Here is a 14,510-nt window from a genome sequence, read left to right as displayed (position 1 = left end):
CAGGAGCGCGCCATGCAAGTGAACGTCACCGGCCATCACGTCGAACTGACCGACGCCCTGCGGGACTACGTCGACGAGAAACTCGCACGTCTGGAGCGCCACTACGACAACATCACCAACGTTCAGGTGACGTTGAGCATCGAGAAAGAGCGTCAGCAAGCGGCTTGCACGCTACACGCAGCGGGCGGCGACATACATGCCGAAGCCAGCGACATCGACATGTATGCCGCGATCGACGCCCTGACCGACAAGCTGGATCGCCAGCTGGTCAAACACAAAGAGAAGGCACAGGCCCGCGCGCAAGGCGCAGGCGCCCGTTAATTCCCCGATGATCACTCTGGAAACCATTCTGCCCCCCGAACGCACCCTCTACGGTGTGACGGGGGGCAGCAAAAAGCGTCTGCTGGAATTCTTCAGCACCTTCATCGCCCAGAATACGCCCAGCCTGGACAGTCAGGAGGTGTTCAGCCGCCTGATCGGGCGCGAGCGCCTGGGCAGTACCGGCATCGGCAACGGGGTCGCCATTCCGCACGCGCGCAGCCCGCACTGCAAGACGCCGTTGGCCGGCTTCATGCGCCTCGAGGATGCCATCGACTTCGATGCCATCGACGGCGAGCCGGTGGATCTGGTGTTCGTGCTGCTGGTCCCGGAGGAGGCAGACGATGCCCATCTTTCGCTGCTGGCCGAGGTCGCCGGCATCATGAATCAAGGCAGCGTGCGCCAGAAGCTGCGTCAGGCCGGCTCGCAGCGCGCGCTCCACGACACGCTGGTCGACGCCATCCGCCATCACCAGGACAGCGAAGACGGATAGGGACTGCATGCGACTCGTCATCATCAGCGGCCGCTCGGGGTCGGGGAAATCCATTGCGCTGCAGGCGCTCGAGGATCTCGGTTACTACGCCATCGACAACCTGCCGGCCAACCTGCTGGCGCCGCTGATCGACGAGCTCAGGTCCGCGCCGCCCTCGCGGCCCAACGTGGCGGTGAGTATCGATGCGCGCAATCTGCCGGAGGCGCTGGAGCGCTTTCCGGTGCTGCTCGAAGGTGTGCGCGAGCGTGGCATCGATACCCAGGTGGTCTATCTCACCGCCGATGCCAAGGTGCTGCTCGAGCGCTACTCGGCCACCCGCCGCCGCCACCCGCTGACCCGCGGCAATGACATGACGCTGGCCGAGGCGATCGACAACGAGCAGGTCTATCTGGCGCCGATCCGGCGGGTCGCCGATCTGGTGATCGATACCCGCGGCCTGTCGGTCCACGATCTGCGCGCGCGCATCAGCGAACAGGTGGCGCGCCACAGCGGCGGGCGCCTCACGCTGACCTTCGAGTCGTTCGGCTTCAAGCGCGGCGTGCCGCTGGATGCCGACATGGTGTTCGACGTGCGCTGCCTGCCCAACCCCTTCTGGGACCCGAACCTGCGCGCGTTCGACGGTCGCGACGACGAGATCGTCAGCTTTCTCGAGCAGTACCCCGACGTCCACGCCATGGCCGGCGATATCCATGCCTGGCTGATCCGCTGGCTGCCGGCCTATCTGGCCAGCCACCGCAGCTATCTCACAGTCGCGGTGGGCTGCACCGGGGGCCATCACCGCTCGGTCTATCTGATCGAGCGTCTGGCGCACCACTTCCGTCACGACGACGTCGACATCCGCCTGCGCCATCGCGAGCTCGGGGTGCATACCGCCCTATCCGACGACGTCCCGGCCGAGCGGGGTGGTGATGCCCAAGCGTGAACGTGAACTGCGGCTGACCAACCGCCGCGGCCTGCATGCCCGCGCCGCGACCAAACTGGTGCAGTGCTGTCAGCCGTTCACCGCCCGGGTCGCGGTGCACCACGGCGACCGTATCGCCGATGCCGCCAATATCATGTCGCTGCTGATGCTGGCCGCGCCCTGCGGCACCCCGCTGGTGATCGTCACCGAGGGTGACGACGCGGAACCGGCGATGGAAGCGATCACCGCGCTGTTCGACGCCCGCTTCCACGAGGACGAATAGCCACAAGGACGAATAGCCACGAGGACGAATAGCCCCGCGCTCAATATCTCCGTGCTCAACAGGCCCGCGCTCACGGGCCTACTCCCCTTTGGCTACCCCGCTCTTATTGGCCGGCGAGCGTCATCCCATCCACCAGCCAGCTGCCGGTATGCACGCTGCCGCGGCGATCGATGTCGTCACCCACGCCCTGCAAGGCGGCGAACATCTCGCGCAGGTTACCGGCGACCGTGAACTCCTCCACCGGATGCGAAATATCGCCGTTTTCCACCCAGAACCCGGCCGCCCCGCGCGAATAGTCGCCGGTGACCGGGTTGAGCCCCTGGCCCATCATCTCGGTGACCATCACCCCGGTGCCCATCTGACGCATCAGCGCTGCAAGCTCATTGGTCGGCGCCTGGATGCGCACGTTGCGCGCGCCGCCGGCGTTGCCGGTGGTGTGCAGGCCGAGGCGGCGAGCGCTGTAGGCCGACAGCATATAACTGGCCAGACGACCCTGATCGATGAAGACATTGTCGCGGGTGGCCACGCCGTCGCCATCGAAGGCGGCACTCGCCAGGCCGCCACGCTCGCGCGGATGCTCGCCGAGGGAGAACCACTCGGGGAACAGCGTCGCGCCGAGCTGATCGCAGAGGAACGAGGACTCACGATAGAGCGCCCCACCGGCGATGCTGTTGAGCAGGTTACCCACCAGCCCGCGCGCCATCTCCGGCGCGAACAGCACCGGGAAGCGGCCGGTGCGCGGGCGCCGGGCATCGAGCCGGCGCAGGGTACGCTCGGCGGCGCTGATCCCGACCTGCTCGGGGCTGGCCAGATCGCTCGCCCGGCGCGCCGTGGTGAAGTCGTGGTCACGCTGCATGCGCTCGCCGCTGCCGGCGATCAGCAGGCACGACAGCGAGTGACGCGTACCGCGGCGGCTGCCCAGAAAACCGTGGCTGTTGGCGTAGACCGTCACCGCCTCGGTCGATGACAGGCTGGCACCCTCCGAATTGGTGATACCCGCACGCTCGCGGCCGGCCTGCTCGCAGCGCAGCGCCAGCTCGATAGCCGCATCGGTATCCAGTGCCCAGGGGTGATGCAGATCGAGATCGGGCAGCTCGGTGGCCATCAGCGCGGCATCGGCGAGCCCCGCGGCGGGGTCCTCGCCGGTATGACGGGCAATGGCGATCGCCTTTTCGACCACCGCCCGCAGCGAGGCATCGCTGGCATCCGAGGACGACGCGTTACCCTTGCGCTGGCCGACATAGACGGTGACCGCGATGCCCTGATCGCGCGAGAGCTCGACGCTCTCGGTCTCGCCCAGACGCACCCCCACGCCGATCCCCTGATCGACACTGGCCCCTACCTCGCAAGCGTCGGCGCCCAGCTCGGCGGCGAGCGCCAGCGCCCGGGACGCCCGCTCCTCGAGACGTGACTGCTGTTCGGCGGCATCGAAGGCCTGACTCATGGCAAACTCCTGATCGATGGTGCCCTGACCGCATCAACGGGCCTGGGCGAGCGGGCGGCGGCTGGTATACTGCGCCACCGACCCGCTGCAAATGGTAATGACATGACTTTCGAGGACGCTGCGCCCCCGAGCAAGACACAGCTCAAGAAAGAGATGCAGGAACTGCAGGCGCTGGGCGAACGCATCATCGCCCTCGACCCCGCAGTGCGCGCGCGGCTGCCGCTCTCCGACGAGATGATTGCCGCGGTGGAAGAGACCGGGCGCATCCGCTCCCACGAAGGGCGCCGGCGCCACATGCAGTACGTCGGCAAGGTGATGCGCAAGGAAAATCGCGAGGCGATCCGCGCCGCCTTCGAGGCGATCGACCAGGAGCAGGTCCAGCGCAATGCCGCCTTCCACCGCCTGGAGCAGTGGCGTGACCGCCTGATCGATGACGACAGCGCGCTGGAGCCGTTCATCGAAGCGCATCCCAACGTCGACCGCCAGACCCTGCGCCAGCTGATCCGCAACGCCCGCACCGAGCGCCAGCGCGGCAAGCCGCCGGCCAGCGCGCGCAAGCTGTTCCAGCTGATCCGCGACACCGTCGGGCTGTGAGCCGCCCGCCGCGGCCGCCCGGCGACCGCGGCGCGTGACTCACGACGCCGTGCCACCGACGGTCAGCTCGTCGAGTTTCAGCGTCGGCTGGCCTACCCCCACGGGTACGCCCTGCCCCTCCTTGCCGCACACCCCGATCCCCGTATCCAGGGCCATGTCGTTGCCGATCATGGAGACCCGCGACATCGCCTCGGGGCCATTGCCGATCAGGGTCGCGCCCTTGACCGGCGCGGTGATACGGCCATCCTCGATCAGATAGGCCTCGGACGCCGAGAACACGAAGCGGCCCGAGGTGATATCGACCTGGCCGCCGCCGAAGCTGACCGCATAGAGCCCGCGCTTGACGCTCTTGACGATCTCCTCGGGGTCGTCGTTGCCCGCCAGCATGCAGGTGTTGGTCATCCGCGGCATGGTCACGTGGGCGTAGGATTCGCGCCGCGCGTTGCCGGTCGGCTGCATGCCCATCAGCCGCGCGTTGAGCTTGTCCTGCATGTAGCCGGTCAGGATGCCATCCTCGATCAGCGGGGTGTACTGACCCGGCGTACCCTCGTCGTCGATCGTCAGCGAGCCGCGACAGTCGGCCAGGGTCGCATCGTCGACCACGGTGACACCGCGCGACGCGACCTGCTCGCCCAGGCGGCCGGCGAAGGCCGAACTACCCTTGCGATTGAAGTCGCCCTCGAGACCGTGGCCCACCGCCTCGTGCAGCAGAATGCCGGGCCAGCCGCTGCCCAGCACCACCGGCATCTGGCCCGCCGGCGCCGCCACCGCATCGAGATTCACCAGCGCCTGGCGTACCGCCTCGCGGGCGTAGCTGGTGGCGACACCGGCGTCGCGCAGCCGGCTCATCGCATAGCGCCCGCCGCCGCCGGCACTGCCCCGCTCGCGGCGCCCATCGCGGGCCACGATCACATTGACGTTGAGACGTACCAGCGGGCGAATGTCCGCCGCCAGGGTGCCGTCGCTGGCGCACACCAGGACCACTTCATGCACCCCGGTCAGCGAGGCGCTGACCTGGGAGACCGCAGGGTCGGCGGCGCGTGCCACGCGGTCCGCTTGTTTGAGCATGGCGATCTTGTCTTCGGCGGAGAGCCCGCTGAGCGGGTCGATTCCGGCGTAGCGCGCGCTGGCGGCCACCGCCTGCACCGCCTGCGGCGACTGACGGCTGCCGCTGCGCGCGATACCCGAGGCGGTGCGGCCGGTCTCGGCGAGCGCATCGGCGCTGATCTGGCTCGAGTAGGCAAACCCGGTCTTCTCGCCGGAGAGCGCGCGCACGCCGACCCCGCCGTCGATGCTGTAGCTGGCGTCCTTGACCTCGCCATCCTCGAGCACCCACATCTCGTGCCAGGTGCGCTGGAAGAAGAGGTCCGCGTAGTCGATACCGGCCCCCATGGCGTGCCCCAGCCCAGCGTCCAGCGACGTCTGGTCGAGGCCACCCGGGGCCAGCAGCAGGCTCGAAGCCTGCTTCAAGGCGCTTTCGCTCATGTCTGTCATTGGGCGTTTTCCCGATTGTGGCAGCCGCGCCGCGCGCCGAGCACGCGCCGGCTGCCGGATTATTGGGCGCTTTCCACGCTGATCTCCGGCGCGGACCAGGGCCCCTGAATGCGATAGTGGACCTGGGTCACGTTGTCGATCCACTGGCCGAACAACTGATGGAACACGAACAGCCCCAGGCCCACCTGCGGCGCCCCGGCCATGATCGCGACCAGCGGCAGGTTCTGGCTCACCGGCACCGTAATGCCCAGGCGCTGATCCAGCGTCTGGCGGTTGAGATCGACGCTACCCGATAGCGTGAAGCGCGTCGAGGTGCCGTCGACCACCAGCGGCCCGTCGCTCTGGATCACGCCGTTGTAAAGCGTGGCGCTACCCTTGAGCGTGTTGAAGGCGGTGCCACTGCTGGTGACATCGGAGAAGTCGAGCTTGAGCCGGCGCAGGATATTGTCGAGATTGAAAAGCCCCACCAGCTTGGCCGAGGAGGAGTGGACCTGGCGCAGACGGCCATTGCCCAGATCCAGCGCCAGCCGGCCACTCGTCAGCGGCAGCGCGAACTGCCACGGGGCCCCGGGCCAGGCCAGCTGCAGCCGCCCCTGGGCGCGCTCGCTGGTGATCGGCACCTGCTGGTCCAGCGCGGCGAAGGCGCTACCCAGATTTTTGCCTTCGGCCTGCAGGCTGGCGCGGGTGAGGCTGGCGCTCCCCGCGGCTTCCCAGCGCAGGTTGCCGGAGATGCCCATATCCCCCAGTGTCAGCTTCAGCGGGTCCAGCGTCAGGCCGCGCTCATCGGCACGCCAGCGCGTCTCCAGCGGCCCGAACTGCTGGCCCTGACGCTCGAAACGCGCGATCTTCACCTGCCCTGCCGGCACCCGGGCCAGCCCGTCCGGCAGGGCGATCGGCCGCGGCGCGGTCTCGATCTGGTTCAGTAGCGTCTGCCCCATCCCGGCGTCTTTACCACCCTCAGCCGGCTTGGGCGTCAATGCATCGAGGTTGAGACGTGCCAGCGACACGTCGATGGGCACCTCGGCGCGCGGCTGCCAGCGCGCGCGGCCCGCGGCGATTTCGCCATCCAGCGATAGCTGCCAGCCGCCGCCGGAAAGAGGCGAGGCATCGGCCTGCATACCACCGAGGCAGCGCCCCTCGACCAGGATGCACGGCGTCGCCAGCGCCACCCGCTTCAAACCGCCGCCATCGTTGACCGGCACCGCCGCGGGCTTGTCCAGGTCGTCGGTGATCGCGGTGGGCACCTCGCGCTTCTGCGCGGCATCTTCAGGCGCCGCCTGCAGTGACGTCAGCGCGCTGGCCCAGCGCCGGGTATCGAGCCGGTTGGGCCGCCACAGCACGTACCAGCCGGGCTCGCTGGGCCACGCCGCCTCGGACCCGGGCCAACCCTCGAGCCACACCTGCCCCTGCACCTGCTCGCCCAGCGTCCGCCAGCGCGCACGCCCCCAGTCGGCCAGGGTGACCGTACCCGAGCCGGCGGCGATATCGGCATCGATGGCCAGCGGCTCGCGGTGCCCGGCCGCCTTGCCGAACGGTGCGGGCAGCTGAATGGCAAGCCCTTCGAGATCGCTGCGCACGGCGAGGCTGGCATTGTTCTGGGCATCGAAGGAGACCTCTGCCCGATACGGAAAGAAGCCGCTGGCCAGCCCGCCGACCCGCGCAAGCCCCGCCCAGCCGAGCAGCCCGCGTGCCAGCGCGCGGCCCTCGAAGGTGATACCCGAGCCCTTGGCGCCGCCGATATCGAAGGTCGCCAGCAAAGGGCCATCGAAGGCGCGAGCGCCAAGCTCTCCCTGGAGATAATCCTCGCCCTGCTGATGCCGGTAGTGCAGCGGGCCGTTGATGCCGCCGAGGGTCAACTGCAGCTCCGGGAAGGTCAGCGACTCGATGTCGGCGTGACCCTGGACATCGACACTCAGATCTTTCTCGGCATCGCTGTCCGGCGTCATCGGTAGCGCGATGCTAAGCGCCGCGTCGACCTTGCCCTGGCTGCGCCACAGGCCGAAGGTGCGGCTGAGGTCGTCGAGCGGTGCCTGGGAGAGGAAGTCGAGCAGGCCCGCGCTGCTGCCACTGACGTCACCGTTGATCGCCAGCTGCCGGTCGGCCAGCGTGACCTCGGCATCACGGGTGGTCAGGCCGTGGCTGGTGGCATGGTCGATCTGTGCCTGCAGGTTCATGTTGTGCATCTGCAGATGGCCATAGACCTGCTCCAGCGCCGGCCAGTCGGGGGCGTACTGCAGCCGCCCATCGGCGATATCCAGCGCCAGCGTGAAGCGATCGTCGGGGTTGGAGAACATCTGCCCCTCGGGCGCCTCCTTGTTGCTCAGGGTGAGCGAAAGCCCCAAGCGGCCCTGGGTGACCACGCCGCCGAGGTCGCCCCCCAGCCACTGCATCAGCTCGGGGTCGTCGAGGGCGCGTGTCGGCAGCCACGGCAACAGCCGCGTGCGCCGCGCATCGGCATCGGCGAAGCTGAGATCGAGCATGAAGGCGCCGGGCTTGTGCTCGGCATGGTAGAGAGTCAGCCCGAAGCGCCCACGGGCACTGGCCCCACGCCACCCGGCACGCAGATGCTCGCCGCTGAGCACGACGCCATCATGGGTCAGGTGCCAGTCGATCACCCCGCTGGCGGCGGAAAGGTCGAGCGGTTCGGCATACACCGAGGGGATCACGAAGCGAGTATCCGCACCGCCTGAGAACGTCACCCGGCCACCGCGCCCACGGAAGGTCGCCCAGGCGTCGAAGGGCCCACCGCCCGGGGCGTCGTCCCAGGCCGAGACCGCGACCCGGGTGAGTGCCGCTTGGGCATACCACTCGCCGGCATCACGCCCCACTTCCAGACCGTCCACCCGACCCTGCGGCTCGAGCTTGCGCAGCGCCTTGAGTAGCGCTTCGGGCAGTGGCAACTGGCGCAGCGACGCCGCCATGCCGCCGAGGGCGAAGGGCGTGGTGCGCAACCACCAGCCCTGGGGCGTCGAGCGCGCCTGCAGACGCTGGGGCCAGCTCGGCAGCGGCGTGGTATCCGTGGCAAGGTCCGCGCCGTTTGCGTTGCCGCCAGTGCTCGCCGCCGCCTGCGCGCCCTCTGCCTGGGCCAGACGCAGGTCGTCGGCCCAGGCCTGCCACTGGCCGTCGGCATCCCGGGTCAGCCCGCCCTTGATGCCGATATCGTGCAAGCCATGGGTCTTGCCATCGCTGCTGTCGACGACCTGTAGCGAGGGCACGTCGAGAGCCAGGCGTGCCTGGCGCAGCCCACCGTCGCGCCACTCGCCGCCGGCCGAAAGCTCGCCGTCGAGCGTCGTCAGCGTGCGCGGATAGGACTGCGTCAGCAGGTTCAGCAGCGGCGTCAGCGCCCCCAGATCGAGCCGGCTCTCGAAGCGCGCCACGGGCCCCCGGCTCCCACCACTGGCGCCCGCCCCAGCGGACTCGATAGAGAGATGCAGCCGCCCCGCGTCCGGAGCGTCCGCTGGCGTCGCCTCGTCCGACTTCGCTGCCGAACCCTCGCCCCGCTGATCTCCCTCCGCCCCGGCCAGGCGAGCGACCAAAGATGCCTCGCCGTCGCGGCTGCTCAGATCGAGCTGCGACAGCGTCAGCGCGCGGGTCTCGCCCTCGGCGTGCAGTACCAGGGTCAGGTCGTCGAGCGTCGCCTGCTGCTGGGCCAGCCAGGTGAGCCAGCGGTCGAGATCGGGTGCCGTCGCCCCAGCATTTTCGCCGCCGCCGAACCAGCGGCTGCCGGCGCCGTCGGGCCATCCCCAGCCCCCCTCGGCACTGCGATAGAGATGCAGCGTGAGGCCCTCGAGCGTCGCCGGCGCCAAGACCGGCGCGCGCTGATGCCAGCTGGCAACGCTGTCGAGCCGCGCCTGGGCATGCGCCACCTGCAGCAGCGGCTGGCCGCCCTGGCTCTCGAGCTCGAGGTCGTCGATACCCAGAGTCGGGTCGAGGCGCGCCAGCGAGAGCGAAAGCCCCCCGAGGCTGCCCTGGGTCTCCAGGCGCGAATCGAGCCAATCCATCAGCGGCGGCGCCAGACGCTCGCTCTGCCAGGCCAGCAGGCGCACCCCGCTGACCACCAGCGCCAGCATCAGAGCGAGCACGGCGACCAGCGTGAGCAGCCAGCGAAGAGTGACGCGCAGCGGGCTCATCGGGTTACATCAACACGATGTCGTACTGTTCCTGGGAGTAGTGCGCCTCGACCTGGAACCGGATCGTCTTGCCGATGAAGGATTCGAGATCCGCCACCGCCGCCGACTCCTCGTCGAGCAGGCGGTCGACCACGGACTGCGAGGCCAGCACCATGTAGGTCTCGGGCGAGTAGGCCCGCTCCTCGCGCAGGATCTCGCGAAAGATTTCGTAGCATATGGTTTCCGGTGTCTTCAGCGTGCCGCGCCCATGGCAGGTAGGACAGGGTTCGCACAGCGTCTGTTCCAGACTTTCGCGGGTGCGTTTGCGGGTCAGCTGCACCAGACCGAGCTCGGTGACACCGGTCAGCTTGTTCTTGGCGTGGTCACGCTCGAGCGCCTTCTCCAACACGCGCAGTACCTGGCGCTGATGCTCGAGCTCTTCCATGTCGATGAAGTCGATGATGATGATGCCGCCGAGATTGCGCAGCCGCAGCTGTCGGGCGATCGCCGTGGCGGCCTCGAGGTTGGTCTTGAAGATCGTCTCTTCGAGATTGCGATGGCCGACATAGCCACCGGTATTGACGTCGATGGTGGTCATCGCCTCGGTCTGGTCGATCACCAGATAGCCGCCGGACTTGAGCTGCACCTTGCGCCCCAGCGCCTTCTGGATTTCGTCCTCGACGCTGTAGAGGTCGAAGATCGGACGCTCGCCGGGATAGTACTCGATGCACGACTCCACCGTGGGCATGAACTCGCGGGCGAACTCCTTGAGCTTGAAGTAGTTCTCGCGCGAGTCGATACGGATCTTCTCGATCTGGTCGCGCATCACATCGCGCAGCGTGCGCACGAACAGCGGCAGGTCGTCGTAGATCGGGCTCGGCGTGGGCGCGCTGATCCGCCGTTCGGCGACCTTCAGCCACAGCCGCTGCAGGAACACCATATCGGCGAGCAGCTCATCGCGGCCCACCCCCTCTGCCGCGGTGCGGATGATGAAGCCGCCGTGCTGCGCATCTTCCAGCTCGGACTGACCGCCCGCGACCAGCGCCTTGAGGCGCTCGCGCTCGGCGTCGTCCTCGATGCGCTGGGAGACGCCGATGTGCGGCGAGTCCGGCATGTAGACCAGATAGCGCGACGGAATCGAGAGATGGGTGGTCAGGCGGGCGCCCTTGGAGCCGATCGGGTCCTTGGTGACCTGCACCACCAGCGACTGCCCGGCATGCAGCAGATGGCTGATCGAGGCGGGCTCGGCCTGCGGCGAATCGGGCGCCACCACCTCGTTGACATGGATAAAAGCGGCGCGCTCCAGGCCGATGTCGACGAACGCCGCCTGCATCCCCGGCAGCACCCGCACCACCTTGCCCTTGTAGATATTGCCGACGATACCCCGGCGCCGACTGCGCTCGATGAAGGCTTCCTGCAGCACGCCGTTCTCGACCACCGCCACGCGGGTCTCCATCGGCGTCAGATTGATCAAAACCTCACCGCTCATGCGGGCATCCTTGTCACGGGTTGTCGGGCGCGGGTGGAATCCCTCGTCAGTTGCCGGTCCTGCTGCTGGCGATGTCTGTCTCGCTGCCAGGATTATGACACAGGCCCGGCACCCTCCCACAAGACACGGCCACTCGGGTGCCCGACACGATCAGCGGCGCACGCTGGCAAGCGGCGCTACAGCACCCGAATGCCCTGCGCCTCCAGCAGCTCCGCGGTCTCGTGGAGCGGTAGCCCGACCACCGCGGAGTAACTGCCCTCGAGACGCTCGACGAAAATCGCTGCCCGCCCCTGCACCGCGTAGCCGCCGGCCTTGTCCGCCGGCTCACCGGTGGCCCAGTAAGCGGCCATCTCCGCCTCGCTGAGCGTGCGCAGCCACACCCGAGTCACCACCCGGCACTCGAGCAGCCCGCGGGGGCCCATCAGCGCCACCGCCGAGAGCACCCGGTGCTCGCGCCCGGAGAGCGCACGCCACATCGTGCGGGCGTGCGCCAGATCGCGCGGCTTGCCGAACACCTCGTCATCACACACCACCACGGTATCCGCGCCCAGGGTCGGCAGCGCACTGCCGGCGTGACCCGCCAGTGCCTTTTCCCGCGCCAGCCGGCTGACGAAGGTCTCCGGGGTCTCGTCGCTACCGCGCGACTCGTCGATATCCGCCGGCGCGACCTCGACCGCGATGCCGATGCTGGCGAGGAGCTCGCGCCGGCGCGGCGAGGCCGATGCCAGCCGCAGTACCGGCGTGATGGCTTGGGAGGAAGAGTGGGACGACATTGACATGGACTCCTGACCGCGCCGGCTCAGCCGATACCCAGGCGCCGCCTCACGGCCTGCATCATGGTGAACAGCCACGGCCACAGCAGCGCGCCGATCAGCGCCGGAATCAGAAACTCCAGACTCACCGAGATCGGGCCGAAGATGGTGCGCAGCCACTGCTCTACCAGCTGCCCGATGCCCAGCAGCACGAACACCAGTACCGCCTGCTGCCAGATCGAATAGACCCGGAAGCGCTGATAGAGCAGCAGGAAGAGGTAGGCCAGCAGCGACAGCGTCAGCGCGTTCTGCCCCAGCGGCGCGCCCTCGATCAGATCCAGCAGCAGGCCGAGCACGAAGCCGTGCAGCACCCCCACGCGCTGGGGCGTGGCCACGCACCAGTAGGCCAGCAGCACGCCGAGCCAGTCCGGGCGCCATACCAGCCAGGCATCGGGCAGCGGCATCACCTGTAGGCACAGCGCCAGCAGCAGGGTGAACCAGACGAACAGATAACCGAAGAGCCCCATACTCACGGCGCCCCCTCCGCTTGCAGACGCAGCGCCGCTTTCAGCGCCTCTTCACTGATCCGATGCGCGTCCGGATGCGCCGGATCCCCCGGCCACATGATCTGACGCGCCATGCTCTCGGGGTCGCCCAGCCCGCTGGCATCCGGCGGCGCAGGCGGGAACAGCAGCAGGAAGTAGCGCGAACGCTCCGGCTGCGCGATCGGCTCGGCGGTCACTTCCATGAACGCCTGGCTCGACTCACGCTTGACCTGGGTGACCCGCGCCACCGGATAGCCCTGCGGAAAGCGCCCGCCCAGCCCGGAGGTGACCAGCAGGTCGCCCTCGCGGATGTCGGCGGTGGCCGGCACGCTGGGGATATTCAGCGTGTCCAGCTGGCCGGTACCCTGGGCGATGAAGCGCAGACCGTTGCGGTTGATCTCCACCGGCACCGCGTGGTTGGCGTCGGCTACCATCAGCACGCGGCTGGTGTAGGCGGAAACCGAGACCACCTGACCGATCAGCCCCGAGGCGTCCATCACCGGCTGGCCGATATAGACACCATCACGCCGCCCGCGGTTGATCACCATCTGCTGGGTGAACGGATCGGAATCCAGCGACAGTAGCTCCGCGGTGATGTAGGGCACGTCATCGGGGTTGGGCGCGTTGAGGAGTTCGCGCAGGTGCACGTTCTCGGCGGTCAGGCTGGCCATGCGCTGGACCCGGTTGGAGAGCGTCAGCAGCTGCTCGCGCAGGCGGCCGTTCTCGTCGATCAGGCTCTGCTTGTCGGAGAACGCCATGGCGCCCCAGCGCACGCCCTCACTGGGCAGGCTCACCAGCCACTGAATGGGCGCGACGATGGAGGTCATATGGGAACGGGCCGACTCCACCGCGCTGAAGCGGTGTTCGGCAAACATCAGCCCGAATGCGAGCACCGCACACAGCAGCATGCGGTACGTCGGCACCGGGCCGTAGGAGAACAGCGGTTTGATAGGCCTCACCCCCGCCTACCGGTGACCGGGCCGCAGGCGCGGCGCCGGTCGCGGATGGCCTCAATCGCTGGAGAGCAGTTCGAAGGTGTGCTGGTCGATCATCTCCAGCGCCTTGCCGCCGCCACGCGCCACGCAGGTGAGCGGATCTTCGGCGATGATCACCGGCAGGCCGGTCTCCTCGGCGATCAGCTTGTCGATGTCGCGCAGCAGCGCCCCACCGCCGGTGAGCACCAGGCCGCGCTCGGCGATATCCGAGGCCAGCTCCGGCGGCGACTGCTCCAGCGCGCTCTTGACCGCAGCGACGATCGCCGCCAGCGGCTCCTGCAGCGCGTCCAGAATCTCGTGGGAGTTGAGCGTGAAGCTGCGCGGAATGCCTTCGGCCAGGTTGCGCCCGCGCACGTCGATCTCGCGCAGCTCGCCGCCGGGGTAGGCACAGCCCACCTCTTCCTTGATCCGCTCGGCGGTGGCTTCACCGATCAGGCTGCCGTAGTGGCGCCGCACGTAGGAGGTGATCGCCTCGTCGAAGCGGTCGCCGCCGATACGCACGGACTCGGAGTAGACCACGCCGTTGAGCGAGATGATCGCGATCTCGGTGGTACCGCCACCGATATCCACGACCATCGAGCCCTGCGCCTCCTCGACCGGCAGGCCGGCGCCGATGGCCGCGGCCATCGGCTCTTCGATCAGATAGACATCGCGGGCGCCGGCGCCTTCGGCCGACTCCTTGATCGCACGGCGCTCGACCTGCGTCGACATGCAGGGAACGCACACCAGCACGCGCGGGCTGGGCGTGAGAAAGGTGCTCTGATGCACTTTGCGAATGAAGTGCTGCAGCATCTGCTCGGTAACGGTGAAATCGGCGATGACACCATCCTTCATGGGACGGATGGCAGTGATGTTACCGGGCGTGCGCCCCAGCATCCGCTTGGCGTCGAGACCGACGGCGGCGACGCTACGCATGTTACCGGATTGGCGAATCGCCACGACGGAGGGTTCGTCCAGGACGATACCGCGACCGCGGACATAAATCAGCGTGTTGGCAGTTCCCAGGTCGATCGACAGATCGCTCGAGAACAGCCCCCGTAAACGTTTAAACATGGAAACTTTTACCTAGTCCAGACCGGAACCCTGTGCGGAC

13 protein-coding genes are annotated in these 14,510 nt (G+C 68.2%); 5 read left to right on the top strand and 8 right to left on the bottom strand.

Annotated features, from left to right (window positions below; genetic code table 11):
• Positions 1 to 12 precede the first annotated feature (12 nt).
• From hpf to J0A90_RS10970, 4 genes are read left to right on the top strand one after another with little or no spacing between them, the layout of a single operon-like run.
• Positions 13 to 321: a ribosome hibernation-promoting factor, HPF/YfiA family gene (hpf, locus tag J0A90_RS10985; RefSeq protein ID WP_035473830.1), complete on the top strand. Its 309-nt coding sequence runs from the start codon at positions 13 to 15 to the stop codon at positions 319 to 321.
• 10 nt (positions 322 to 331) lie between these two features.
• Positions 332 to 811 carry a PTS sugar transporter subunit IIA gene (locus J0A90_RS10980; protein ID WP_035473898.1) on the top strand — a complete coding sequence of 160 codons (480 nt, stop codon included), beginning with the start codon at positions 332 to 334 and terminating at the stop codon, positions 809 to 811.
• Positions 812 to 818: 7 nt separating this feature from the next.
• Positions 819 to 1,733, top strand: coding sequence for an RNase adapter RapZ (rapZ, locus tag J0A90_RS10975; RefSeq protein ID WP_207037329.1), 915 nt, complete (start codon positions 819 to 821; stop codon positions 1,731 to 1,733).
• Positions 1,720 to 1,995 carry an HPr family phosphocarrier protein gene (locus J0A90_RS10970; protein ID WP_207037328.1) on the top strand — a complete coding sequence of 92 codons (276 nt, stop codon included), beginning with the start codon at positions 1,720 to 1,722 and terminating at the stop codon, positions 1,993 to 1,995. The genes rapZ and J0A90_RS10970 overlap by 14 nt, the downstream gene beginning before the upstream one ends.
• Before the next feature lie 103 nt (positions 1,996 to 2,098).
• Here the strand turns inward: J0A90_RS10970 and pmbA are convergent, their stop codons facing one another.
• Positions 2,099 to 3,439 carry a metalloprotease PmbA gene (gene pmbA, locus J0A90_RS10965; RefSeq protein ID WP_207037327.1) on the bottom strand — a complete coding sequence of 447 codons (1,341 nt, stop codon included), beginning with the start codon at positions 3,437 to 3,439 and terminating at the stop codon, positions 2,099 to 2,101.
• Between the two features lie 102 nt (positions 3,440 to 3,541).
• On the opposite strand from pmbA, the gene yjgA reads away from it, so the two are divergent.
• Entirely contained in the window at positions 3,542 to 4,033 is a 492-nt protein-coding gene (yjgA, locus tag J0A90_RS10960) for a ribosome biogenesis factor YjgA (protein ID WP_207037326.1), read from the top strand.
• A gap of 39 nt (positions 4,034 to 4,072) precedes the next feature.
• Here the strand turns inward: yjgA and tldD are convergent, their stop codons facing one another.
• From tldD to J0A90_RS10925, 7 genes are all read right to left on the bottom strand, one after another.
• Positions 4,073 to 5,527, bottom strand: coding sequence for a metalloprotease TldD (tldD, locus tag J0A90_RS10955; RefSeq protein ID WP_207037325.1), 1,455 nt, complete (start codon positions 5,525 to 5,527; stop codon positions 4,073 to 4,075).
• A 59-nt stretch (positions 5,528 to 5,586) separates the two neighbouring features.
• On the bottom strand, positions 5,587 to 9,657 hold the full coding sequence (locus tag J0A90_RS10950) for a YhdP family protein (protein ID WP_207037324.1): 4,071 nt from the start codon (positions 9,655 to 9,657) through the stop codon (positions 5,587 to 5,589).
• 4 nt (positions 9,658 to 9,661) lie between these two features.
• Entirely contained in the window at positions 9,662 to 11,125 is a 1,464-nt protein-coding gene (gene rng / locus J0A90_RS10945) for a ribonuclease G (RefSeq protein WP_207037323.1), read from the bottom strand.
• A 176-nt stretch (positions 11,126 to 11,301) separates the two neighbouring features.
• On the bottom strand, positions 11,302 to 11,898 hold the full coding sequence (locus tag J0A90_RS10940; protein ID WP_233076707.1) for a Maf family protein: 597 nt from the start codon (positions 11,896 to 11,898) through the stop codon (positions 11,302 to 11,304).
• 26 nt (positions 11,899 to 11,924) lie between these two features.
• Positions 11,925 to 12,404, bottom strand: coding sequence for a rod shape-determining protein MreD (gene mreD / locus J0A90_RS10935; protein ID WP_207037411.1), 480 nt, complete (start codon positions 12,402 to 12,404; stop codon positions 11,925 to 11,927).
• Positions 12,405 to 12,406: 2 nt separating this feature from the next.
• Positions 12,407 to 13,381: a rod shape-determining protein MreC gene (gene mreC, locus J0A90_RS10930; RefSeq protein WP_370635773.1), complete on the bottom strand. Its 975-nt coding sequence runs from the start codon at positions 13,379 to 13,381 to the stop codon at positions 12,407 to 12,409.
• Positions 13,382 to 13,432: 51 nt separating this feature from the next.
• The gene (locus J0A90_RS10925; protein WP_035473851.1) at positions 13,433 to 14,470 is read right to left on the bottom strand and encodes a rod shape-determining protein; all 1,038 of its coding nucleotides are present in this window, start codon (positions 14,468 to 14,470) and stop codon (positions 13,433 to 13,435) included.
• Between the last annotated feature and the right edge of the window lie 40 nt (positions 14,471 to 14,510).

This window comes from Salinicola sp. DM10 (assembly GCF_017306975.2).
GTDB lineage: Bacteria > Pseudomonadota > Gammaproteobacteria > Pseudomonadales > Halomonadaceae > Salinicola.
Note: the sequence above shows the minus strand (reverse complement) of the source record. Positions and strands in the feature narration are given on the sequence as shown.